The organism is Adhaeribacter rhizoryzae, from assembly GCF_008629685.1.
GTDB lineage: Bacteria > Bacteroidota > Bacteroidia > Cytophagales > Hymenobacteraceae > Adhaeribacter > Adhaeribacter rhizoryzae.
In genome coordinates, this window is the sequence record NZ_VWSF01000003.1 from 218,136 (window position 1) to 241,601 (window position 23,466).

19 protein-coding genes are annotated in these 23,466 nt (G+C 42.1%); 8 read left to right on the forward strand and 11 right to left on the reverse strand.

Annotation, left to right across the window (positions count from 1 at the left end):
- Positions 1-169: 169 nt before the first annotated feature.
- The 6 genes from F0145_RS05960 to F0145_RS05985 form a co-directional block, all read right to left on the reverse strand.
- Complete coding sequence (locus tag F0145_RS05960; RefSeq protein ID WP_150087401.1) at positions 170-604, reverse strand: DUF4304 domain-containing protein; 435 nt, start codon at positions 602-604, stop codon at positions 170-172.
- A 63-nt stretch (positions 605-667) separates the two neighbouring features.
- Entirely contained in the window at positions 668-1,183 is a 516-nt protein-coding gene (locus F0145_RS05965) for an acyltransferase (protein ID WP_223815839.1), read from the reverse strand.
- A gap of 682 nt (positions 1,184-1,865) precedes the next feature.
- The gene (locus tag F0145_RS05970) at positions 1,866-2,723 is read right to left on the reverse strand and encodes a DUF4097 family beta strand repeat-containing protein (protein WP_150087403.1); all 858 of its coding nucleotides are present in this window, start codon (positions 2,721-2,723) and stop codon (positions 1,866-1,868) included.
- A gap of 40 nt (positions 2,724-2,763) precedes the next feature.
- Entirely contained in the window at positions 2,764-3,624 is an 861-nt protein-coding gene (locus F0145_RS05975) for a DUF4097 family beta strand repeat-containing protein (RefSeq protein ID WP_150087404.1), read from the reverse strand.
- Between the two features lie 15 nt (positions 3,625-3,639).
- On the reverse strand, positions 3,640-4,446 hold the full coding sequence (locus tag F0145_RS05980; RefSeq protein ID WP_150087405.1) for a HEAT repeat domain-containing protein: 807 nt from the start codon (positions 4,444-4,446) through the stop codon (positions 3,640-3,642).
- Positions 4,446-5,009, reverse strand: a complete 564-nt coding sequence (locus F0145_RS05985) for an RNA polymerase sigma factor (protein WP_223815841.1) — start codon at positions 5,007-5,009, stop codon at positions 4,446-4,448. Before F0145_RS05985 ends, F0145_RS05980 begins: the two co-directional genes overlap by 1 nt.
- Before the next feature lie 269 nt (positions 5,010-5,278).
- On the opposite strand from F0145_RS05985, the gene F0145_RS05990 reads away from it, so the two are divergent.
- Together F0145_RS05990 and F0145_RS05995 are read left to right on the forward strand one after the other, a co-directional pair.
- Complete coding sequence (locus F0145_RS05990) at positions 5,279-6,073, forward strand: FRG domain-containing protein (protein WP_150087406.1); 795 nt, start codon at positions 5,279-5,281, stop codon at positions 6,071-6,073.
- Positions 6,074-6,243: 170 nt separating this feature from the next.
- Positions 6,244-6,606: a DUF4180 domain-containing protein gene (locus F0145_RS05995; RefSeq protein WP_150087407.1), complete on the forward strand. Its 363-nt coding sequence runs from the start codon at positions 6,244-6,246 to the stop codon at positions 6,604-6,606.
- Positions 6,607-7,091: 485 nt separating this feature from the next.
- On the opposite strand, the gene F0145_RS06000 is transcribed toward F0145_RS05995, so the two are convergent.
- Together F0145_RS06000 and F0145_RS06005 are read right to left on the reverse strand one after the other, a co-directional pair.
- Positions 7,092-7,466 carry a DUF3140 domain-containing protein gene (locus F0145_RS06000; protein WP_150087408.1) on the reverse strand — a complete coding sequence of 125 codons (375 nt, stop codon included), beginning with the start codon at positions 7,464-7,466 and terminating at the stop codon, positions 7,092-7,094.
- A gap of 162 nt (positions 7,467-7,628) precedes the next feature.
- A complete protein-coding gene (locus F0145_RS06005) occupies positions 7,629-9,476 on the reverse strand; it encodes a gliding motility-associated C-terminal domain-containing protein (RefSeq protein ID WP_150087409.1) in 1,848 nt (615 codons plus the stop codon).
- 420 nt (positions 9,477-9,896) lie between these two features.
- On the opposite strand from F0145_RS06005, the gene F0145_RS06010 reads away from it, so the two are divergent.
- From F0145_RS06010 to F0145_RS06025, 4 genes are all read left to right on the forward strand, one after another.
- The gene (locus tag F0145_RS06010) at positions 9,897-12,716 is read left to right on the forward strand and encodes a DUF7948 domain-containing protein (RefSeq protein ID WP_150087410.1); all 2,820 of its coding nucleotides are present in this window, start codon (positions 9,897-9,899) and stop codon (positions 12,714-12,716) included.
- Positions 12,717-13,047: 331 nt separating this feature from the next.
- Positions 13,048-13,269: a CDGSH iron-sulfur domain-containing protein gene (locus tag F0145_RS06015; RefSeq protein WP_150087411.1), complete on the forward strand. Its 222-nt coding sequence runs from the start codon at positions 13,048-13,050 to the stop codon at positions 13,267-13,269.
- Between the two features lie 340 nt (positions 13,270-13,609).
- Entirely contained in the window at positions 13,610-14,446 is an 837-nt protein-coding gene (locus F0145_RS06020) for an MOSC domain-containing protein (RefSeq protein WP_150087412.1), read from the forward strand.
- 11 nt (positions 14,447-14,457) lie between these two features.
- Complete coding sequence (locus tag F0145_RS06025) at positions 14,458-14,961, forward strand: GNAT family N-acetyltransferase (protein ID WP_150087413.1); 504 nt, start codon at positions 14,458-14,460, stop codon at positions 14,959-14,961.
- Positions 14,962-15,196: 235 nt separating this feature from the next.
- On the opposite strand, the gene F0145_RS06030 is transcribed toward F0145_RS06025, so the two are convergent.
- Positions 15,197-15,703, reverse strand: coding sequence for a DUF2062 domain-containing protein (locus F0145_RS06030; RefSeq protein WP_150087414.1), 507 nt, complete (start codon positions 15,701-15,703; stop codon positions 15,197-15,199).
- A gap of 184 nt (positions 15,704-15,887) precedes the next feature.
- Positions 15,888-17,162, reverse strand: a complete 1,275-nt coding sequence (locus tag F0145_RS06035; protein ID WP_150087415.1) for a S8 family serine peptidase — start codon at positions 17,160-17,162, stop codon at positions 15,888-15,890.
- A gap of 356 nt (positions 17,163-17,518) precedes the next feature.
- Between F0145_RS06035 and F0145_RS06040 the strand changes: the two genes are divergently transcribed.
- Together F0145_RS06040 and F0145_RS06045 are read left to right on the forward strand one after the other, a co-directional pair.
- The gene (locus F0145_RS06040; protein WP_223815843.1) at positions 17,519-18,154 is read left to right on the forward strand and encodes a peptidylprolyl isomerase; all 636 of its coding nucleotides are present in this window, start codon (positions 17,519-17,521) and stop codon (positions 18,152-18,154) included.
- A gap of 161 nt (positions 18,155-18,315) precedes the next feature.
- Positions 18,316-19,293, forward strand: a complete 978-nt coding sequence (locus F0145_RS06045; protein WP_150087417.1) for a YpdA family putative bacillithiol disulfide reductase — start codon at positions 18,316-18,318, stop codon at positions 19,291-19,293.
- A 607-nt stretch (positions 19,294-19,900) separates the two neighbouring features.
- Here F0145_RS06045 and F0145_RS06050 read toward each other — a convergent pair.
- Positions 19,901-22,987 carry a right-handed parallel beta-helix repeat-containing protein gene (locus F0145_RS06050; RefSeq protein ID WP_150087418.1) on the reverse strand — a complete coding sequence of 1,029 codons (3,087 nt, stop codon included), beginning with the start codon at positions 22,985-22,987 and terminating at the stop codon, positions 19,901-19,903.
- Positions 22,988-23,466: the final 479 nt, after the last annotated feature.

Here is a 23,466-nt window from a genome sequence, read left to right on the forward strand (position 1 = left end):
TGGTATTTAGGTACCCTGGCGAATTCTATAAACTTGATGAAAGCCCTAAAATAGACAAATATTTTTATTCTGTAGCTTAATAAAACCAGCTGGCTTTTAATATATATACTTATTGACAGATTGGATTATGCGACGGCTGAGTTGCCGTATAGATGTGGTTAGACCAATATTATTCTAAACTATTCATAATTTCTTCCTTAACAGGAGGTAGAATTTGATATTCAGCTATTATTAACCGCTTTTCCAGCATTATATTGGAATAGTTTTCTAAGAAACTACTAAACAGATTATTAATTTCTTTTTCTCTTTCTAATTCTGACAACTTGCTTTCTAGGTTAAATAGATTTTCAAATTCTTTAGGTTCTCTTCTGAAAATATCGCCAATATCTCTAACAAGTTCTTTTGAGATAGAATGACTTTGACCAAAGATGTCCTTGATATATGTTTTAATATTTAAATAATAAAAGTTGCTAAAATTGGATTTTTGAAGGCTTAGAACTAAAATGGAATCCTCAGACTCTTTAAACCAAGCAGAATAAACATACTTGAACCCATTTGCCTTAGCTACCTTGTTAAAAATATTTTTAAATTGTTTATTGTCCATAATTTCGTCTATCTAATAAATAAATACACCTGTCTCATACAGGCATTCATTAGCATTATCAGATTATTCCCAAGCTACATTTTCTTTTAGCACCCGGGCAGGTACACCGCCGGCGAGGCACCGGGCTGGAATATTTTTATTAACTACCGCTCCGGCCGCAATAATGGCACCATCACCAATGGTAACGCCTTTCAGAATAGTTACATTCATGCCAATCCAGACGTGGTTACCAATGGTTATGGGCAGGGTGGGCTGATGTCCGGCGGCTAATATTTGGTGATCATCTGAATCTCTAATGGTAACGTTTTCCGAAATAGCTACATCATGCCCAATCTCGATGCGTTCGAAACAATTTAAATTAAGGCTATGGTTAATGTAGCCGCTTCCTAATACCAGTCGTGCATTTTTGTTTACCACCAACCGGGTTCCTGAATAAATTTTAAATTCGCCGTTAACCTGTAAAGTGGCGTTCTCATGAATACTCAACATACCCGGAAAATTATCTTTGTGCCACCAATATTCATTAAAATGGAACGAAGCACCGTTTTGCACCTGCAGGTTACCGGTTGGTTTTAACAATAAAGTCGAATTTCGATTAATAAAAACAAACCCATTGCCTTTGTTTTTTAACTGAGCTTTAATTGAATTGCCTACGCTTAAATGATTTATATTTTTTACTAAGCTTTTAAAATAACCAATACTCAACCTCCCGTACATATACTTTCTTTTAACCCGATAACTCTTTTGTAAATTATAGCCTAGCCGACTTAATGACTTAGCGGCTCCAAATCCAAAAAACCGCTTTCAAATATATTAAATATTTAATATAAAATTAAAGATTAAAAAGACAGAAAGTAGGTTATTGGATAAACGCCCCTTACCAATTGCAAAAAGCTTAATATTCAGGAGGGGAATTGGAGAATTTTACTGATGGGGATTAAACACAAGTAAATATTTAATTACTTATTGACTGCTATTTGGCAGGGCTTAAAAAAGAAGTTTAAGCAAACCACCTTTGTTATTCAGGTGGAACCTATTTGGCAGGTAACTAAATAGGTTCCTCCTGAATGACAGGGATGAGTTCCTTAGACTAACAAACTGATTTTGTATTGCATCTGCTTAATATTTGTATTTCATCTGCTAAATAAAAAACCCACCTTGATTGTACCAAAGTGGGTTTTCTGTAGGGGAAAAGTTTAGGTTAATTATCGGCTTATTATTCCGAAGGTGTTTAGCAAAGCAGGAGAACTTCCAATCTGGGTTACTTGCTCTTGCGGATATAAATATTACCGTTAAAGTTTTTGAACAGGATTTCGGGGCCGCCGCCGTTTATTTTACCGGTAAGCCACTTATCGAGGTAAATGCGGGTGCCGGGCCGGGCATCGTTGCCCCGGAAATTATTGGGCGGTACTACGCCTTCGGTTTTGCCGCCTTTTTCCAGCGCCATGTCAAAATCGGTAAAAACTTCGCCGTTATCAGATTTTAGCTTGGCGTTAAACTTGGCCGATGGCGGCAGCGTAACATCTATTTTGCCGTTGAGGCTGCTAAAGGCCATGGGCATATTGGGGGTAACTTTTTTAAAGCTAGCTATAATATCGCCGTTTAAGGTAGAGGCCGAGGCGCTGCCCGCTACGTTGCGCAAGGTAATATTGCCGTTCAGGTTATCTACGTCCAGTTCGCCGTTTACATCTTCTACCAGTAATACGCCATCGTTCAGCGTTTTTAATTTCACCGAAAAATCGTAAGGCACCTGAATTTGCAAGTCTACGGCGCGGTTAAAAGCATCGGTTTTAACGGTAACGGTATTATTCTCTTCCCGAACTTCTAATCCGGTAGTGGAGGTTTGTATCCGGCGCATGCCTTGTGATTCGTCGTTGTCGCGCGGTTTGTTTTTGCTTTTACCATCGCGGGCGCTGTAAGTAACCACTACATCTTTGCCTTTGTGCCCCGTAACCATTATAGAGCCATTGAGCAGGTTGGCCCGCAGGGTACCGGGTTTGTTGGGTTGGCTAAGCGGTATTTGTATTTTTTCGGAATCGTTGTTTTGCGCTATAGCTGCCGTTAGGGTATTCATCAGCAGGCAAACCACTACCGGCAAACTCTTTAAATAAGTTTTCATATTTATAATCAGTAAAAATATTTCAGGATTTAATTTAAGCTTAGGATTCTTTTTTCTTCAGGTAAATATTGCCGTTCAGGGTTTCGAAGCGCAAGGCCGGTCCACCTTTGCCTACTTGGTAATTTTGCTTTTTATCTATTTTGTATACCGTGCCGGAGCCCCGTCCTTCGCTATTTTTAATTACTTGCACCGGCATCATTTCTACGTCGTTCAGGTCGGTGTAAAATTGACCGTTCAACGATTTAAAAGAAACCGTAGCGTTCAGGTTAGGCGCATAATGCACATTAATATTGCCGTTAACGGTTTTAAACTCTGAATCGGCAGGAGGATTGCCGGCGTAAAATATATCGATACGGCCGTTTACGGTACTGGCATCGGTTTTACCCGCCACGTTGGTAAGTTTAAGCGGGCCGTTTACGTTCCGAATTTTCAAATCGCCGGTAACACCCGTAACCGTTACGTCGCCCTCCGTTACTGTAGATAACGCTAGGTTAATTTTGGCCGGTACACGCAACGTCATATCTACCTGGTATTTATATTTAATATCATCCAGGTTAATATTCATGTTCCGGCCCCGGCTTTTTTTCCGGAAAATAAATGGGGCATCGAGGTACACGTAAATGCTGTCGGCAGTTTCTATTAATTTTACTTGTACCTCTTGCATGCCTTTGGCCACTTCCTGCTGGTTATTGGCTTTAATTTCTTTTTCGGCTACCAGCTCTACGGTATTGCCGTTGTAAGCCTCTACGTGCACAAAGCCATGAATATTTTCGACGGATAACACCTTAGCGCCGCCGGCATTTTTAAAGCCGGCAGTTTTATTAATGGTTTCGGTTTGGGATTGCGCCCAAGCTAAGGTGGCCAGGCTCCACAACATTATTAGTAATAGATGCTTTTTCATAAGTTTTACATTTTATCAGATCAAAACCTGGATGCTTTCTTTCACTTTGGCCTTAACAGATTCGTTTAAATCTTCCTGCTCTAAAAGCTGTTTTAGTTGTTTCACCGCATTTTTATCCTGCATTGCCACCACCACATCGGCCAGGGCCAGTTGCACCAGCGGCGAATCTTGCTTGGTAATAGCGCTCACCAGACCTTCTCGGGCAACCGGGTTACCCGCATGCTGGTAAAGCGCTTCGATGGCGGCCAGCCGCACGTTCACGCTGGGGTCCGCGTTTAGGGTTTGTAGCAACGATTTTATTACTTTGTCGTCGGCTTGTTCCATGTCGCTGGTCAGGTTTACCGCCTTTAGCCGGTCGGTTGCCGAAGGTTGCTCCAGCAGCGTGAGCATCATCATTTTTTTCATTTGCTGCATTTCAGTGGTTAAAGCCACCAGTTTTTCGTCACCGGCGCTTTGTTTCCGGCTAAACTGCAGCCCCAGCATAACGCCCAACGCCAGTATTACAAAGCTGTAAGCTAATTGGCCCAGGGTAAATTCCTGCCGCAAACGATCGGTTAAATTGGTAAGCCATTGCGGCATTTTTACCCCGGCTTTTTCTTTCCGTTTCTCCTCGGCCAGCATCTGGTAAAAGTTGCTCCGCAAACATTCACTCGGTTCGGGCAAGGTTACTGCGGTCAGCCGGTTAGTAAATTGCGTGAGCTCGTTTACTTTGTCCAGGTTCAGTTCGCCGGCCGTAATTGCCGCTTCCATTTCGGCTTTTTCAGCTTCGGTCTGGTTCTGGGCCAGAAAACCCGCAATTAATTTTTCAAATTTCTCGTCCATTAAGCTATCTCCTGCTTTTCCAGTTTTAAATAAATGGCTTTTAGTTCATCCAGAGCCCGGAAGGCCCGCACCTTTATAGCACCCTCGGTGCAGCCGTACAACTCGGCTATTTCTTTGTACTTTAACCCCTGAAACCGGCTCAACACCAACACTTCCCGTTTTTCTACATCCAGGCAATTTAAAGCGGTTTGCAGCAACTGCATTTCTTCGTTTTGCCGCGTTTGTTCTTCCACCGTAAAATCATCGCGCAGTTTGTTCTCCAAATTTGTAAAGTCATCGGCAAAGCCTAAGCGCTTGTTTTTTTGGTAATGGTCGGCGTGTACGTTGCGGGCCAAGTGGTACATCCAGGTTTTAAATTCCCCTTCGCCCGTGTAAGTATGCCGGTATTTCAGCATCCGCAGAAAAACATTTTGCACTAAATCTTCGCTCACCTCACTGCTGCTGGTAAGCCGGTAAAAAAAACTGTACAAGGCCCGGTGGTAGCGTTCGAACAACAAACCTAACCGGTCGGTATCGCCGGCTTTTACTTTCAGCATCAGGGCATTATCGGTAACTGCTTCCAAGCGTTCAGGTGGTTAGGATTTCTAAAAGCAAACAGGGAAACTGCGGGTTGGTAGAATAGTTACAGTAATTTAATATTATTTTTTAGAAAATGCATGATGGAGGTTTGCGTGGCAGTTAGCAAACTCGTAAGCGTCTTTTTTATGATAACATTTTTGGCACTGGAAAGAGAGATAAACTAGAAAGTAAAATTTATACCTTTTGTGTATACTTACATCTATATATAGTATATAGGTTAGTCCTGTTCTAATTATCTGCAACTCTCCGTATAATGCAGATAATTAGATTGCCTCAACATATTTTGTATTTATTTCCATTCAATTTTATCCCTATAGAAAAATATAGAATGCATGAGATTTTGATTAATTCATTTGAAGACTATCATAATGAAGTATCATCATGGCCCTCTCAGACTAGATATTATTTTAGAGGAATGTCAAGAAGTTATTATGAATTACGTCCATCTTTAGGAAGAAGCGTTGATAGCACAGGTTATTATGACGAGAAAAGATTGCTTACTGAATTTAAGAATCAAAGCTTGGCTTATAATAAAAATATACCAGATAACGATTGGGAATGGCTAGCATTAGCCCAACATCATGGTCTTCCAACAAGATTGTTAGATTGGACTACAAACCCTTTAGTAGCATTATACTTTGCAGTAAAAGACAATTTATACTTAGAAGAAGAGAAGAAAATTAGGCCTGATTATGATGGAAGTAGTGTTGTGTACTTTTTAATATTTAAATCTCTCCCAATTAATATAATAGAAGCTAACTCCCCATTTGAATATTCTGAACCTACTATTTTTTGGCCTCCTCATACAACTCCAAGAATCAAAGCACAGTCAGGAGTATTAACAATACAACCAGATCCTTATATGAATTTTAATTTTGGAAGCAGATTAACAAAGCTTGTAATCCCCTATGGCATTCGCTTAAAATTAAGAAGCATTTTAAATAGTTATGGAATTCACGACTCGTCAATGTTTCCTGATTTAGATGGATTAGCTAAGCATTTGAAAAATATAAGAGAAGGCCATTATTGTTCATGGGATAGGGAATGAGATAAAGCTAAAACTAAATTTGAATTCCAATTGGCTTGTTTTCTAAGTTTACCAACTTACCCTTCATAATCTATAATAAGTATTCACCCCCTATAAGTAAATATTCCGGCCACTGTTTAGCCGTTAACGGGCATTGCTAAATACGGCACTACAACGACAGACCAGACAAAATGAAAATTGAACCCCATATTTTTAACAACATACAAATTGCCGAAGTAACTTCGGATAGCATAATCATAAACAAAAACGAAGACGGCTTAGACTTATTAGGGAATTTATACTACCAGGGGTTCGACAAGATTGTGCTTTACGAAAAAGACATCACGCCTGATTTTTTTGACCTTAAAACTGGTATGGCGGGCGAAATACTGCAAAAATTTTCAACTTATCGGGTGCGGCTGGCTATAGTCGGAGATTTTTCGAAGTACCAAAGCAAGAGTTTAAACCATTTCATATACGAAAGCAACAAAAGCAGGAATATCAATTTTGTAGCTTCAACTACAGAAGCATTAGAAATTTTTGCGGGAGAATAAATTAGCGTAAAAATCAAATCTTAAATATTACCATTTCCCACTTCTAGAATGTTTGCAATGCCTTATTAAGTTGGCTGGCAGAAAGTTTAGTATTGGTGGTGATAACACCACCTATGGCTCTAATACCCTTATCAAATGAATACTGCGATTTTAAATAAAGCTAAGGCTATACCTCCCATCGCGGTCATTCTGAAAGAATCTTACCAGCAAGTAGCCAATAAGATTCTTTCAGAATGACCGCGATGAGGGGATATTTGGTTGTAATTATTTTATTGTTTTTAAAACGCAATTTCTGTTTAATATGGTTCTAAGTTCTTTTATATATTTAAATACGAAACAGTTTCAGGAATAAAAAAAAGCCACTACTGGAGAGTGGCTTGGTAACAGGTTTATTTATACGGAAGCAGTTCTGGTCCGGTAATATTTAGCTTAAAGTAAAAAGCTTTCAATCAAAATAAAGTTGTATAAATATACTATTCGGGGTATTAGTTTTCGAGAACTTTAACCGGGTCGTGGCCCAGGTTCATGAGGGCATAGCGCCAGGTAGATACCAAAATATCATCGGTGGGTTTATGGCTATACAGCTTGCTTACATGATTTACCACTTTATCCATAAACTCGTAATCGCCTTTGGTAAGCATAAATTTACGCTTCAGTAATATTTTAATCAGCTTACGCGAAAACTTTTTATCAATTACCAGTTCCGATTCGCACGTATCCTGCGCAGGCGTTTGGGAAGTTTTGGTTTCGAGCCAGTTTTCCAGTTCCAACGGCGACATATTAACCAAGGTACTAAATTCAGCGTAAATATCTTCACGGGTTCTTACCCCTGTCTGGGCCTTTTTTAATAAATGAAGCATAGTAATCGTAAATTTAAGGTCAAACGGGTAATTAATATTTAGTTGCTATTAAGCTTTACTGCTTCTGGCTTATTTTGTTTAAGCAATATTGGCTTATTCAAATATTTTATACCCTAAAACGTAAAATAAAAGGGTTTATAGCTGATTTTGGCTTTAAAAGTACTATTTTACTTTGGTAACAGTGCCTTTAAATTCTTTATCGGTGTAAGTAATTACGTAATAGTACACCCCTTCGCTTACGCTGTTACCGTCCCATTTAAAGGTGCGGTCGGTGCTTTTGTAAACCAGGCTGCCCCAGCGGTTGTAAATTTTAATATCCGAGAAAATACTTTCGCAAAAGTCGGGCGGCAAGGTAGGCATTTGAAAATAATCGTTCAGGCCATCGTTGTTAGGCGTAAAAATATTGGCCGGAATAAAAGCTACGGGCACTTCATAGCCAATATTTATTTCGATGGTGGTGGTACTGGTTACGGGTACGCCGCATTTAATGGTAGTGGCCGTAAAATCCAAAATATAGGTGGGCTGACTTAGCGCGGCGCAATCGATGCGCCAGGAAAAAGGACTCGTGACATTGCCGTTACCGGTTTTAGGCGCAAATGTTATAGGCAGCGTTGCCAGGTCAAAATTACGGCCTTTCAGGTTTAGTTTTATTTCGTCGTTTTCGGCATCGGTGCCTGTTACGTCAAAGGCAATTAAATCGCCTACTTTGGGCGTAAGTTGGCTGGCGGGGGCGGTGGTAGCAATTAACGGCGGGGTATCCGGCTCGGGTACAAACACAAACGATACCCGCACGGTATCTTTCTTGGGCAAACTACAGCCGTCATCCGAAACAATAAAATCTACAATAAATGGTTTGCCCTGCGAATCGAGGCAGGTTTTAAAACAGGCCGAAGAAGTTAAGGTATCTAGGAGACCGTTCCGGTTAACTATGCCGCTGGAAACGCTTAATATTTTTTCGGTTAATTTAAAGTTTACGCCTTTAGCTTCTACCGTTAAATTTTCGTTGGCATCCGGGTCGGTCATAAAAAAGTCGAAACACCGGTTGTCGTTGGGGCGAATGGTAATAACATCGCCTTCCTGGTAATACGTAGTGGCGCCGCCGGCTTTCATTTTTATACCGGGTTTTTCGTTGCGCGGACAATTTAAAACCAGCAGTTGGTAATCGCGCCTTACTTCGCCAATTTTTACTTTATTCCGGTATTCAGAACAACGAATGCCAAAAACAAACAAACCTAGCTGCGTAGGTTGCACCTGAATTTGGCCGGTATGCTGGTTAATGGTTAAGGTAGGACTGCCGGGAATCTGGTTGCTGGTACTTAAACCGGCCGTCCATTGCACCGGTACGTAAGGCCCCGGCAAAGCCATAGGCGCCGGATCTAGTTGGTTGCTGTAACCGTTTAAAGGCGTAACAACTTCGTAAACCAGCGAATCGCCATCGGGGTCTTGCCCGCCAAATTCGTAGTAAAATAATTCGTTTATACAGGCATAGTCGCTTACCGGCTGAAATAATTCGGCCGAGGAATTAACAAACGCCTGGTTGTTGCGGGTTACGGCCGGAAACTCCAGGTAAAAAGTTTGCCCGGCGGCCCCCGGATTAATAATATTATTGATAACGCCGTTACGGCAGCACCTTTCCCAAACCAAATAATACCCGTTGGGGTTGTTAAAAACCGAAGGCGAAAGCGTAATATCTTCTACGTACACAATTTTATCGGTGCTGAGCGAACCGCTTGTGCACACAATAGAGGTATACTTAACCGGCGTTATCTTCGGGCTGCTCATGTTAATATTTACCATGCGCCGATTGGTAACTTTTTCGAAAATACTAACCGTAATAACCGGGTCTATAGCTCCCGGATTACCGTTTATCTTATCGAAATACATATTAAGGGTTATCTGGTAATCGGCGCCGGCAATGTGCCTTAACTGGAACTCCCCTCCTACAATATGCGTGGCCCAACCAGGTAAAAGCCACAAAAAGAACAGCAAGAAAAGTAAAAGTTTTTTCATATTACGTTGGCAGCAGTAAAGTATTAACCGGCGAAACAAAGTTCTTATCCTTTAAATTATCCTGAATATAATAAATATTTCAATAAACTTTAACTACTAACATAATCTGGTTAATTACCGAAATATTGCTTTAAATTTCAGCATAAAAGCCTGGCATTTGCAGAAAATAAATATTGCGGATTTACAAAAATTTACGTACCCTTAGCTTTTTTGCCTTGCCTGCGTTCCTGCTTAATATTTTTAAATATTGCGAATGCAGCAATATTAATTTAACCAATATTTGGCAGCTTAACTACTACCAATTAAGCTTAATTTTTACCCAAATTACTTTTGCCGGAATATTGTGCCGGAAAATGCAGAAAAAAATTTAATTTGATTACTGATTTCTAAGCCCAGCGTAAATTTCTACTCTTATTTGGTATGCGCCCTGTATTCCTTTTTATGTTGCTGTTATTCTTTTTTACCAGCGTTAAGGCCAATGAGCCGGTAAAAGGTAAGGCTATAGCATTTATTCAGAATAAAAATCAGTGGCAGCAGCAAATATTGTTTACCGCTAATTTGCCGCAGGGCTGGTTATTTCTGGAGCAAAACCAACTCACCTACAACTTTTTAGAGCCCGCCTATTTTAATATAGAAGATAACCCTGCTGAAATTTCTGCTAAAAAAGAGTCATTTAAAGGCCACGCTTTCAGAATTAAGTTTGTGGGTGCAAATCCGCAGGCAAAGGTTACGGCAGCAAGCAAACTACCGGGTTACCGCAATTATTTTATTGGTCGGGAGGCCGCAACCTGGGCCACCGGGGTACCAGCCTTCGAAGAAATTACTTACGCGGGTTTGTTCCCGAATATTGATTTGCACCTTTACCAGGCCGGCAATAATTTAAAATATGATTACGTGGTGGCGCCCCGGGGGCAAATTTCCTTAATCCGAATGCAGTACGACGGTGTAAATAAACTGGCTTTACAAAACGGCCGCCTAAATATCCAGACCTCGGTTAACGAAATAATAGAAGAAAAGCCTTATGCGTACCAAATAATCAATGGCATTAAAAAGGAGATACCCTGCGTATTTACCTTAGCCCAAAACACCGTTGGGTTTAAAGTTACCGGCCCTTACAACCCAAATCTGCCTTTAATTATTGATCCGGAAGTAATATTTGTGACTTATGCCGGCGCCAGCAGCGGCTTATCGGCGAACTGCGCTACCGGCGATGCGGCAGGTAATGTTTATTTTGCGAGCCGTACCCTGGGGCTCATTTATCCGGTATCGCCGGGCGCTTACCAGACCCAAAGGCGGGGTAACAACAACGCTATTACTAAATTAACCCCCGATGGTAAAACCCTGGTTTACGCCACGTATTTGGGCGGTTCCGGCAACGACGAGTACCCGCTCTCGCTGGTTGTTAATCCGCAAAACGAATTAATTATTTTGGGCCACACCAGTTCTTTTGATTTTCCGGTTTCAGCTACGGCTTTAGATAAAACTTTAGGCGGAGCCCGTGATTATTTTGTATCTAGGTTATCGGCCGATGGTACAACCTTAGTAGCCAGCACCTTATTAGGCGGCGGCGAAGAAGAAGGCGGCGTGATTGGCAGTACTCCCGCTAAATTAGCCTTAGACGGAACCGGTAATATTTACGTGGGCGGGTGCACCCAATCTTTCGATTTCCGGATTGTGAACGGGTTCCAGAGTGCCCGCAAGGGCGGCGTAGACGGCATTGTTTGTAAATTAAACAGTTCTTTAACTACGCTTATATGGTCTACGTTTATTGGCGGCGAAGCCGAAGATTTAATATACGATATTAAAGTGGGCAGCGCGGGTAATATTTACGTGGCCGGCGGTACTACCAGCGCCGAATTCCCGACCACCAACGGGGTAGTACAAAAAACCCGGCTGAGCCAGCGCGACGGATTTCTGGCTATAATTGGGCCTACCGGTAATCAGTTGCAAGCGGCCACTTATTTAGGCACCCGGCAAAACGATTTCGTGAAAGCTTTGGATATTGATAAAGATGGCAATATTTACGCCGCCGGTTATACAAACGGTTCTTACCCGATTACGCCCGGCACCTACGGCACGGCCAACAGCACGGGCGGGTATTTTATTCATAAACTAAACGGCACGCTTACCGGCACCGCTTTTTCTACCCACCTGGGCAGCAATAATACTTTCGTCGAGAAAGCCCCGACCGCTTTCCGGGTAAATGCCTGCGGTAATATTTACCTGGCCGGCTACGGCTTAACGGCTGCTCCTTTATCCGCCGATGCCCTGGAACAAACCAGCAAAACCATGTCCGTTTGTCACCTCGATACCGACGCGAAAAGACTGGTTTACGGCAGTTACCTGGGCGGCACCGAAACCCAGGCCCACACCCATTTGGCCAATTCCAGCTTAATTACCGAAGACGGCGTGCTTTACCAGATAGAATGCACCTATTCCCGCGATCAGCCGGTTACGGCCGGCGCCTACGATGGTACTTATTTTAGCTCGCCGGATGGTGCCGTTACTAAATTTAAGTTTACGCCGGTTTTAATTAACCAGGTAAAAGCGCTGGCTGAGGCACCGCCGGTTTCGTGTGCGCCGTACACCGTTTCTTTTAAAAATAACTCTGAGCACGGCCTTACCTACACCTGGAATTTTAACGATAACAGCCCCAATAGCAACGAGGCAAATCCTTCCCATACCTTTCAACAACCGGGCAATTACCGGGTTAAGCTCCTGGCTCTTAACCCGGCCAGTTGTATTCCCCGGGATTCTGTTTTTATAAATGTGGTGGTGGCAGAACCGCTTACCCCCGCCCTACCCCAAGAAGTACTTTACTTGTGTAACCAACAACTTACCTTAGATGCAGGCAATCCTGGTTTTAATTATTTATGGTCTACGGGGGCAACTACCCAAAATATTACCGTAGCCGAACCTGGTACTTACACAGTTAAAATTAGTTTGGGCGCGTGCCAAATAACCGATAGCATTACCGTAGCCAGCCCTTTACCAAAGTTAGAAGTACCTACTATTTTTACCCCTAACCAAGATGGCCGGAACGATTATTTTGTAATCCGGAACAGTGGGGTAAATACCAAACTTAAAATATATAACCGCTGGGGGCACCTGGTTTACCAAAGCAATAATTACCAGAACGATTGGGATGGGCGCAATGTAACCCAAGGCACTTACTTTTACCACGTTGAAAGCGCCGAAAACTGTACCACTAAAAAAGGATGGCTCGAAATTGTGTGGTAAATCACAAAAATCAGCCCTTAAACTAAGTATCTAGACAAATTAAAGTAAGTATGAGGACATAATTAGTTCAAATAATCTTTATTTATATCAGGCTGTATATCATGACATTGTCTCAATGATATTATAAGATAAATTTGTCACTATACTTATATATAATTAAAGGTGCTGGAAACTCCCCGCCTGTTTTAGGAGGGGCAGGGGTGGTAAATATTTACTTGTTAATTTTTTGCATCCATATTTTTGTCCTGGTACTTACTTGAAATTAAAGTTACGCCTATAACACAAATCCGGCTGCAGCGGTTAAATTTGCAGCTACACCAAAACAAACACTATGAAAACCCGCATTACTGTTAACGATAATGGTTCGCTTAAAATAGAAGGCGATTTTGAAATTGTAGATAAAACCGGCAACCCTTACGACTTAGGCGGCCGCACTGTGGTATCTTTATGTCGTTGCGGCATGTCGAAGAATAAACCCTTTTGCGATGCTTCGCACAAAGGCCACTTCGAACACAACGCCGTAGCTTTTGCTTTACCTCCCAAAAAAGCTTAACAGCAAACCTGATTATTTTGCTTTGTTTTAATAGCACACCTGTTATGCTGCCTATATAATTATTATCCAGGATGACAGGTGTTGCTAACAAAGTCTAAATATGTAAGTTCTTATACCATTATTTAACGGAACTTGCGCTTAAGGGCAAATTATTGGTCATCCTGAGCTTGCCGAAGGATCTAATACCGTTATGAAAAATTAAATTCAGCTATTTCGACAGGCCCAACATGATCGCAATATTTTAAGCTAAGCAATAGCACCCTGATAACTGATAACCCCTCCCTCCTTTTTACTTTTAAAATCAAAAGATAGCCAGACAATCCAGATGTTGCCTTAATTCATGGAAAACTTGTTAAAAATTAGCCAGATTAATATTTACCCCATAAAATCATTAGGTGGAATTTCGGTGGAAGCCGCTACGGTGGAGCCCCGCGGCCTGCAACACGACCGCAGGTGGTTGCTGGTAGACGAAAACGGTAAATTTTTAACCCAACGTACTTTTGCCGAAATGGCTTTGCTCCAGGTTTCGCTGGTTCCGGATGGGTTGGCCGTAAAACACAAAACCAACAATATTGCGCCACTGTTTATTCCGTTTAAACCCACTACCAATAATATTCTGGAGGTTCAGATTTGGGATGATAGCTGCCAGGCCGTAGAAGTTAGCCCTGCGGCCAACAAGTGGTTTTCGGCAACACTCGGTCGGTTTTGCCGCCTGGTTTACATGCCCGATACTACCCAAAGGCAAGCCGATCTGGATTATGCCCATCCGGGTGATATTGTAAGTTTTGCCGATAGTTACCCGCTGTTATTTATTGGGGAAAGTTCTTTAAACGATTTAAATAGCCGGCTTCCCGAAGCAGTACCCATGAACCGTTTTCGGCCCAGTGTGGTATTTACCGGCGGGCTGCCCTTTGCTGAAGATACCTGGGCGCACTTTCAAATCGGCAACCTTTCGTTCCGAGGCGTAAAGCCTTGTGCCCGCTGTGTTCTTACCACCATCGATCAGGCTTCGGCTCAGAAAAGCCCGGAACCTTTGCGGACATTGGCTACTTACCGCACAGCGCCGGGTAAAAACAAGGTATTATTTGGCCAGAATGTTATTCCGGATAATTTTTATAGTCAGCTAAAAGTTGGCGATTATATAACGGTTAAAAAAATTGTTTCGGCACCTGTTTAAATTGCGCACCCATGCATCTATTTAACATAAAACCCGCAACACCAGACAATATACCAGCTATTCAGGAAATAATTGCGGAAACCTGGGAGCCTGCTTACCGGGAAATATTATCGCTGGAGCAAATCCGGTTTATGCAGGCAGAAATTTACCAGACCGAAGCCTTGCAACAACAAATGGCCGCCGGTCAGCAATTTTTTATATTATACGAAAATGAAATACCGTCCGGCTTTGCTTCCTACTCGCCCTACCAGGACCACACTTTTAAATTAAATAAATTATACGTAAAGCCTGCTTACCAAGGAAAAGGTTACGGCAGTTTGCTTATTCGCCACATAGAGCAGGAAGTTCTAGACCAAGGCGGCGAATATTTAATCTTAAATGTAAACCGCTACAACCAAGCCCGTCAAAAATATGAACGCGTTGGTTTTATAGTTATAAAAGAAGAAGATATCCCCATTGGCCCTTACTGGATGAACGATTATGTCATGCAGAAAGCCTTAACAGCCAGGAAATAATACCATATTCCTTGAAGGTGGTGTTAGTACCATAACCATCAGGCTAAGAAATATTTGAGAATAATTTCCATCTGCTCGCGCCAGCTAAAGTATTCGTCTAATCTAAAGTTTTTACCAGACTAAATGCTGGAACCTCTGCAGCAAGGGTAACAGTTTCAGCCATTATAGAAAACGCTAAACAGCTTCGCACTTAAAACTTATAGAGCAGTGGCTGGAATAATAAACTGCTAATAAACTAAATTGGGATATCGCTAATTAAGTTGCGTTTGGGCACGCGTACGTATTTCCGGAAAATTGGCAGGGTAATAAAATAAACCAACGCGGTTATGGGAATACTTAAAAGCAGCCACACTGCCACACCCAATAAATTAGCGAGCCAAACCTTTTCTAAAGCGTCCAGCCAGTCTTCCTTAAACATAATTAATAATTGTTCAAAAGTCATCCGGAATTCATCAGCGCCAAAAATTAAGATACCCATCCGGATGAATGGCAGGTAAAGCAGCAGATGAATTGGCGCTACTAAATAACAAATAAGCAATAGCGCCGGAATATTTAACCGGAACCGTAAACCCAATAACGTACAAAGCAAGGTTGCCAGGCCAAACAACGGCATAATACCCACCACAACCCCAAAGGCCACTGTTAAAGCTAATTTTTGCGGCGTTATGCCCATCGTAAGCAAAGCCAGCAACGGGTTAATTATTCTGCGTCGGAAATAAGAATGGGGACGGGGGTGTTTCAAAATACCATTTTTAAAAGGGCATTACGTTGGCTATTTACTTAAAATATACCCGTATAAACCCAACACTGCCGGCTTCTATGCCGATAATACTTAATATTATAAGTTTCTGAATTAAAGCTACTAAAATAAATAAAAAAAGGCTGCATTTTAAAATGCAGCCTTTTTAAATAATGGTTAGTATTCTTTATAAATGAGCAATCGGGTCTTTTTGGCCATCCGGATCATTATTTACATAGCCCAGAATGGTAAAACTTTTCCCTTTCAGCAACAAAACGCCAGCCATGTGCGGCGTAGCCATAGACGTACCGCTAATAGTATTATAGGCGCCATTTAGCCAGGTAGAATTTATATAAACGCCAGGCATGCAATAATCTACCGGCGGATTGCCGTAGTTAGAAAAAGAAGCCCAGTTATTGTAGCTATCCATAGCCGAAACAGTAAAAATATTAGCACCATTTACACGGGCCGGTGAGGAATAAGCAGCATTAGATCCAGAATTTCCGGCTGCAATGGCAAACAGAATACCTGCATTCGAAGCACGCAATACCGCATCATCAATGGCTTGCATGGCGCTGCCGCCTAAACTCATATTAGCCACATCGCCAGGTTTTCCATTAGCTGCTACGTAATCTATACCGGCAATTACACCCGACGCGGTTCCGTTACCAGATGCATCCAATACGCGCACTGCCACCACAGAAGCATTAGCGGCAACGCCAACTACGCCATAAGTATTATTTTTAGCGGCAATAGTGCCGGCTACGTGGGTACCGTGTCCGTTGGCATCATCGGCTGAATAAGAACCTGATATAAAAGACCGGCTACGCGTAACATCTACGTTTAAATCCGGGTGGTCTAAATCAATACCAGAATCTATAACCCAGGCAGTTTTGCCGGTACCGTCGCCGTAGCCCACCCGGTAAATGCCGTACGGAATTACTTGGGTGCTATTAACAGGATCTGGCGTAGGTTCTGGCGTAGGTGCCGGCTCGGTTGGCTTAGGGCCTTTCGGGCTTTTAAGGGGCTTTCCTAAAGAAATAATCTGATCTTGTTCTACGTAAGCCACCCGTTCGTCTTTCCGCAGCAAAGCGGCTTCGGCCGGAGTAAATGCGCCGGCAAATCCTTTAATGGCCTTACCGTAGGCTACTTTAATTTTTTCAGAACCAATACCTTTTCTTTTGAGTAAGGCCTGTCCGTAATTTTTAACCTTCCCGGTACGCTCTTCATAAGTAGTACCAGGCGTAAAACCTAAAGAAGCATCTTCTTCTTTTAAAACTACAATATACTGGCCGGTAATTCCCTGTTCCGCTCGCGCTTCGTTGGTGGCGTTCAGGTTTTCGGTAGGTGCTATTGTATCAGTAGCTTTGTCGGAGCAGGCTACAAACAAGCCGGAAGATGCTCCGAGAAAGGTAGTAAAGGCCGCCACACGGGCGGTGCTAAGAAAGTTTTTGTTCTTCATTTTAAATAATAAATATCCTAAATATTTAATAGTGAGATAGTTAAACCGGCGCAAAACTATAAATAACTTTTAGGATTGCAAATCGCTTAGTACAATGGCAGAACCCTTTAAGAAGGTAATTTATAAATTAAATTAAATCAGTTATTATACTATATTCAGACTACCCATATTTTATAATTTCAAATTATAACCTGAATATTTATAAGATTATACCTATATAAGCAGAAAACAAGCTGTTTTCTTATCTTTACCCAAAACTTTACCGGAGCCTTATGTTGCGTAAAAAACCTGTATATATTCCATTATTTTTTTTGCTGATTTTTTTTTCGTTAGGAGCTTGTAACAATAAAAAGGCCGTGGCACCTTTACCACCGCTCACAAACGAAAACGTACGCGAAGAGCTATTAAAATATGGTAAAGAAAACCCCGAAACTGTGGTTTTGCTAAGTACCAGCGTGGGCGAAATTAAATTGAAATTATATAAAGAAACGCCGCTGCACCGCGCTAATTTTATTCGTTTGGCCAATGCCGGCTATTACAATGGCACCGTTTTTCACCGGGTAATTAAAGGCCACATGGTACAAGGCGGCGACTCCCGCGAGCCCAAAAGAGATATTGGAAAATACGGCGTACCCACGGAAGTAAACCCGGCTTTTATTCACGTGCGCGGCGCACTAGCCATGGCCCGCTACGACGATGAATTTAACCCGACCAAAGCTTCCTCGCCGGACAATTTTTACATGGTGCAGGGCTCTAAAGTTTCGGAAGCCGAATTGCAGCAGGTTGGTCAGAAAAATAATATAAATTATACGCCTGAGCAGAGAAAAACCTACTTAACCAAAGGGGGCGTACCTACCCTTGATATGAAATATACCGTTTTTGGCGAAGTGCTGGAAGGCATGGACGTAGTAGATAAAATTGCCCGGGTACCGGTAGATACCCACGATTGGCCCAGTCAGGAAATATATATTACCATGCAGGTACTCGAATAATATTCTCCTGATTTATACGCAATCACCTCCGAAAAATAAATTTTAGCGGAGTAAAGCAAAATATTAAAACCTTATTTACCAATACTTTTTGTTATGGTAACTTTACGTAACCCGCATTTACTAAAATACGGTACACGTTAATTTTAAACAGTAACTTAATTTTGACAGAAACTTTAGATATAATAATAGTAGGTGCCGGGCCCATTGGTTTAGCCTGCGGCATTGCCGCCCAAAATGCCGGTTTAAGTTACCTGATTCTGGAAAAGGGTTGTTTGGTAAATTCGCTGTACAATTATCCGCTGAATATGACGTTTTTTTCCACGGCCGATCGCCTGGAAATTGGGGGCTTACCTTTTCCGTCTATTCACCCCAAACCCAATCGTTCCGAAGCGTTGGAATATTACCGCCGGGTAGCAGATGCCAAACATTTAAATATTAATTTATTTGAAGAAGTTAGTGGCATTACTTCCGCAGGTGAATTGTACCGGGTGCAAACCAATAAAGGAACGTACCAGGCCTACCACGTAATTATTGCGGTGGGTTTTTACGATATTCCTAATTTGCTTAATGTTCCGGGCGAGGAACTGCCCAAAGTAAGGCATTATTATTTCGACCCGCATTATTATTACCGCCAGAAGGTTTTGGTAGTGGGCGCCAACAACTCTTCCGCGGATGTTGCCCTGGAAACCTGGCGCAAAGGCGCTGAAGTAACCATGGTTATCCGGGAAGCGGACCTCGGCCGCATTAAATACTGGACCAAACCCGATTTACAAAACCGCATTGCCGAAGGCTCGATTAAAGCTTATTTCAACGCCAAGCTTACCGCCATCCGGGAAACAGAAGCAGATATTCTTACGCCCGAAGGTGCGCTAACGATTGATAACGATTACGTTATGGCCATGACCGGGTACCAGCCTAACTTTAACTTTCTGCGGAAAATTGGGGTAGACCTAAGTCCGGATTTTAAACGCTACCCTTTTTACAACTCCGAAACCATGGAAACTAACCTGAAAAATATTTTTCTGGCGGGTGTTATTTGCGGTGGTATGGATACCCACGTTTGGTTCATTGAAAACTCCCGCGTACACGCCGACCAGATAATTACTACCATTATGGCCCGCCGGACTGCTCTAGTTTAGATTTTAAGTAAGTGGAAAGTAATAAGTTATAAGTTTTAAGTGTATAGACTATTGAAATATTCCATGCTATTGAAATTTGTATATCAAAGTAATTATGTCCTCTTGCTTATACTTAAATACCAGACTATTGATTGTTTAAATATTCAAACTTGTACCAAATAGTAAAAAACAGTTTGCCTAGCGGAAAAGAATAGCTAATCTCACCTATCTGGGTCATTCTGGAAGAATCTTCTGATTAGGTAACGCAGAAGATTCTTTCAGAATGACCGAGTTGAGCAGGAGGCAAAAATATCCTGCATCTATGGCAGATTGTTCATGCTATTGGCTATTAATATTTATAAAAAATAAACCCGACGGAAAGTAATTTCCGTTGAGTTTATTTTTGTAAGTTTTAATAATCCTGATATTCAACCAAATTTCATTAATTACAAAATAGCGGTTTAATACCTATATTAAGTGGATAATGCGCCAGCTACAGGCGTCATGTTGAGCTTGTCGAAATAGCTGAATCTTTTTTTACATAACTGTGATAGATCCTTCGGGAAGCTCAGGATGACCAATAGTGTACACTTATGCGCAATAACTAATTAATAATAGTATTTTATATTTACTGCAGCACAATTTTCCGTTGAATTATTCCTTGCTGGGTCTGGAGGTGCAATACATGTACCCCCTTTAGCTGATTTGCCAGGTTTAACTTTTCGGCAACGCGTCCGTTCCGGACCGGCAGCATTTGCCGGAATACCACCTGCCCCAGGTTATTATAAAGAACAGCGGCTACGCTTTGCTCCTGGTTTAAACCGTTTAAACTAACCTGCAAAAATCCTTTTACCGGATTAGGATAAACCGCTACTGTATTTGCTGCTTCTTTTACCGAAATATTATCTGGCGTAAAATGGATAAAAAAGCGGTTAGTAGTCTCCGGGCTGCTCAGGTTAAAGTTATAAACCGGATTCTCCCGCAAATTCTGAAAGATGCCGGTTTCGCGGTCCTCCAGGAAAATAAATAAGTTTGGAGCAAAGTTTAATAACAGCCTGGCCTGTAACGTAATCTCCTCGCCTTCCTTCCCGCTTACTCCCATTGGAATTACAACCGCCTGACCAGCCTCTAAATTAGCCAACCCGTTAATTGCTAACTTTTCGTTCTCAGACTGAGAGTACACCATTGGGTCGGTTGCATTAACGGCAGGTAATTTATAGGCATCGTAACGGCTATCCGGCTGCGCAGTAGCACCGGCTTCGAAATAAATAATAGTAACATCTTTTTTAGCACCGGCCGCAATTTGTAAATGTAGCTGCGACCGGTTTTCAGTCTGAACTGGCGTTGGGCTTTCCACGGCATTTGCTAACTGGTTTGGATTGAAGCGGAAATTAACGGGGCCTTCCTGTACCCGCACAAAAAAACCGTTCATGGGTTGAATTAAGGGTTCTTGCGCATTGGTACTGAACCCATTTACATAACTGTTGTAATTTCCGGATTCACCTAGGGTATACAGCGCGTGGCCCATGCCGGCGGGCACTTCTATCCGGCGCCAATCGAGTGGTGCTGCGTAAGGGTTACCCAATAAATGCCAGCCACTTTGCCGACCAGTGCTCCGGGTTAAACCACTAACTTCTACTGCCTGGTTTTGGAGCGTACCTGTAATCATGATGGTTTGGCCTTGTTCACTTTTCGCCCGAATGGCCAGACCAGCCTGCAAAGGGGCATTAAAGTTTGTAATTGGCTGCCAACCTTGTTCAAAATTGTTTACCGAGTTATCGGCAGTACGAACTTCATTATATGCAAATGGCTGCACCAATGCCTGGTTCTCGGGTAATTCAGCCCCAAAAAAATCCTGCATAGAAGCACTGGTAAAAGGCGTAGCTAATATTTCGTAGCCCGTAGTAGGGGAAGTTTCGGCAGCAAATTTGCGCTGCATGGTTACCAACCCTGCTATATTACCTTTATCTAAGCCAGTTACCTGAGCGGTTCCTGCCGGACCAGCCAAAAGAATGAGCGGGAAATTATTGGTATACAGGGTACCGTTTAGCGAAAGTTTATTTTTAATATTTATTGGTCCGGCTAACTCCAGGCCCGCTGCCCCAACTTGCAGGTTCTGAACTTCCAGGGTTTTAGTACCACCTAAGGTTTGCCGCTGCACCCCAGTAAAAGTTAATTCACCAACATTGCTTTGAATTAAAGTACCTTCATTCCTTAAATAGCCTTGTAATTGTAAAGCCCCTTCCTGTACCGCTAAGCTGGCGCCTTCGGCAATTTTTATATTATTTACAGCTTGAACATCGGTAATAATTGGGTCATGAGGCGTACCAGCCGGAATAATAACATCCGAAGTAGCAGTAGGCACGGCCTCTTCCTGCCAGTTACTTGCTTCTCCCCACTCCGCAGATAAAGTTCCTATCCAGGTGCGGTCAAATTCGGGCGGAGCCGGTAAACCAACGTAACGGGTATCGGTGATATTTCCGTCAAAAATATTATCCCGAATCACGCCTGAACTGCCCGGCGTGTTGCCCCGGCCAAAATATTCATCGGTTAAATTGCCCTGGTCGCCGTCGGTGGTGGTAAGGGCATTATAAGGCAAGTGGCCAGCCTGCATTTGTATAGCCACATCGCAGCCCGACACTGTGTTATTTAGCACCTGCATATTGTTACCTTCTACCACAATGCCGAAACCATCGCTGGCACTGGCTTGCCGGTAACCCAATACGGTATTTTGTTTTAACACCACGCCTTGCGGAATATCTAAGTTAGCCGCCGTCCAGTTGCGGCGGTAAACCGCAATACCAGCCAAATCGCGCAGTTCGGTAGCGGCAATGGGCAGAGTACGTTCTACCCGGTTATTCATCAGCAAAATACTGCCGTCGCCGGTTTCCTGGCCATTACCCGCTGGCAATTTTACTTCAATGCCAAACCGGCCATTGTTGGTTAAGGTGTTGCCGGTTATCAGGTTAGCCCCGGCCCCAGCCGATAAACCCACCAGCGACATACCCGAATCTTTGTTATTCTGAATAATATTATCTGTAATGGTAATTCCGGAAGCGGTTCCGTCTTGGAGTTCTAAGCCGGCCAGGTTGTTGTTACTAATGGTGCAGTTCGAAATAGTTATGCGTTCTTTTAACCCGTTCCAGATAACAATGCCGCGGGTGCTGTTGTATTGCGCATCAATATTCTGTAACGTTATATCGGCAATTGGCCCGTTCAGGTGAATACCGGCTTCGGCACTGGAACCGCCTAAATTCTGATAAACCTGTACCTGCTGGATGCGTAGGTTATTGTTTCTGCCGCTGCCGTAAATACCGCTTCCTCCCCCAAAGGCCTGCACCCGCAAATCTTTAATAGTAATATTGGCAACGCCTGCGGCCAACGTAATGCCCCGGCCACTTAAAGCCGGCGCGTTACCGGTAATAATGCTGTGCACATTTGGGTTAGTACCGGCACCAGCGCCTTGTAAGGTAATGGGTTTGTTAATAGTCGCTTTTTGGTTGTAAGTACCTGGTGCCAACTGCACTACATCGCCGGCACTAGCTACTTGTATGGCATAATTTAAGGTAGCACAAGGGCTGCCCACCGGACAGTTTCCCGCATCGGTACCAGCAGGAGCTACATAGCGGACGGTTTGCGCCTGTGATTCAAGGGTAGCATTTATCAGTAAACTTAAAAAAAGCACCGGTAAAAACTGGTGTAAATGTATTTTCATACAGGGTTAATTAAACTTTAATATAATTTTATAAATAAGGCTTAAACAATAATATTAAAACAATTCTTGTTTGATGACATAAATATATTATAATTTTATTTGTTTAAATCAACTCGCCAAAATATTATTTTTCACAATGAATTATCTTATCAATAAATATTACTTTACCGGTATAAAGTAAGCAATAAAGCCAATAATATTTAGTCATGCACTACTATATCTTAAGAATATTATTCCGCATTTATGTGCTATACATAATTTATATCTCATAATATTAACAAATATTCAATAGTTTACATATTATAAGTCCACAAAGAAAATCAAGATTAACCTAACTATACTATTTACAAATAATATGATTAATCGTCTCTTATCAATAAAAATGCACAATATTTGAGAGCAAAATTTAATATTCATAAATATGGAATTAATTATAAATATCATTATTAATAATACTAAACATTAAATTCCCACAAATA

What these genes read in the sequence shown, in the direction of transcription:
- F0145_RS05975 (WP_150087404.1), bottom strand. Translation starts at nt 3,624, where the DNA reads ATGAAAAAGCATCTATTACTAATAATGTTGTGGAGCCTGGCCACCTTA.
- F0145_RS06020 (WP_150087412.1), top strand. Translation starts at nt 13,610, where the DNA reads ATGGAAAACTTGTTAAAAATTAGCCAGATTAATATTTACCCCATAAAA.
- F0145_RS05990 (WP_150087406.1), top strand. Translation starts at nt 5,279, where the DNA reads ATGCAGATAATTAGATTGCCTCAACATATTTTGTATTTATTTCCATTC.
- F0145_RS05970 (WP_150087403.1), bottom strand. Translation starts at nt 2,723, where the DNA reads ATGAAAACTTATTTAAAGAGTTTGCCGGTAGTGGTTTGCCTGCTGATG.
- F0145_RS06050 (WP_150087418.1), bottom strand. Translation starts at nt 22,987, where the DNA reads ATGAAAATACATTTACACCAGTTTTTACCGGTGCTTTTTTTAAGTTTA.
- F0145_RS05980 (WP_150087405.1), bottom strand. Translation starts at nt 4,446, where the DNA reads ATGGACGAGAAATTTGAAAAATTAATTGCGGGTTTTCTGGCCCAGAAC.
- F0145_RS05960 (WP_150087401.1), bottom strand. Translation starts at nt 604, where the DNA reads ATGGACAATAAACAATTTAAAAATATTTTTAACAAGGTAGCTAAGGCA.
- F0145_RS06015 (WP_150087411.1), top strand. Translation starts at nt 13,048, where the DNA reads ATGAAAACCCGCATTACTGTTAACGATAATGGTTCGCTTAAAATAGAA.
- F0145_RS06035 (WP_150087415.1), bottom strand. Translation starts at nt 17,162, where the DNA reads ATGAAGAACAAAAACTTTCTTAGCACCGCCCGTGTGGCGGCCTTTACT.
- F0145_RS06010 (WP_150087410.1), top strand. Translation starts at nt 9,897, where the DNA reads ATGCGCCCTGTATTCCTTTTTATGTTGCTGTTATTCTTTTTTACCAGC.
- F0145_RS06005 (WP_150087409.1), bottom strand. Translation starts at nt 9,476, where the DNA reads ATGAAAAAACTTTTACTTTTCTTGCTGTTCTTTTTGTGGCTTTTACCT.
- F0145_RS06000 (WP_150087408.1), bottom strand. Translation starts at nt 7,466, where the DNA reads ATGCTTCATTTATTAAAAAAGGCCCAGACAGGGGTAAGAACCCGTGAA.
- F0145_RS06025 (WP_150087413.1), top strand. Translation starts at nt 14,458, where the DNA reads ATGCATCTATTTAACATAAAACCCGCAACACCAGACAATATACCAGCT.
- F0145_RS05995 (WP_150087407.1), top strand. Translation starts at nt 6,244, where the DNA reads ATGAAAATTGAACCCCATATTTTTAACAACATACAAATTGCCGAAGTA.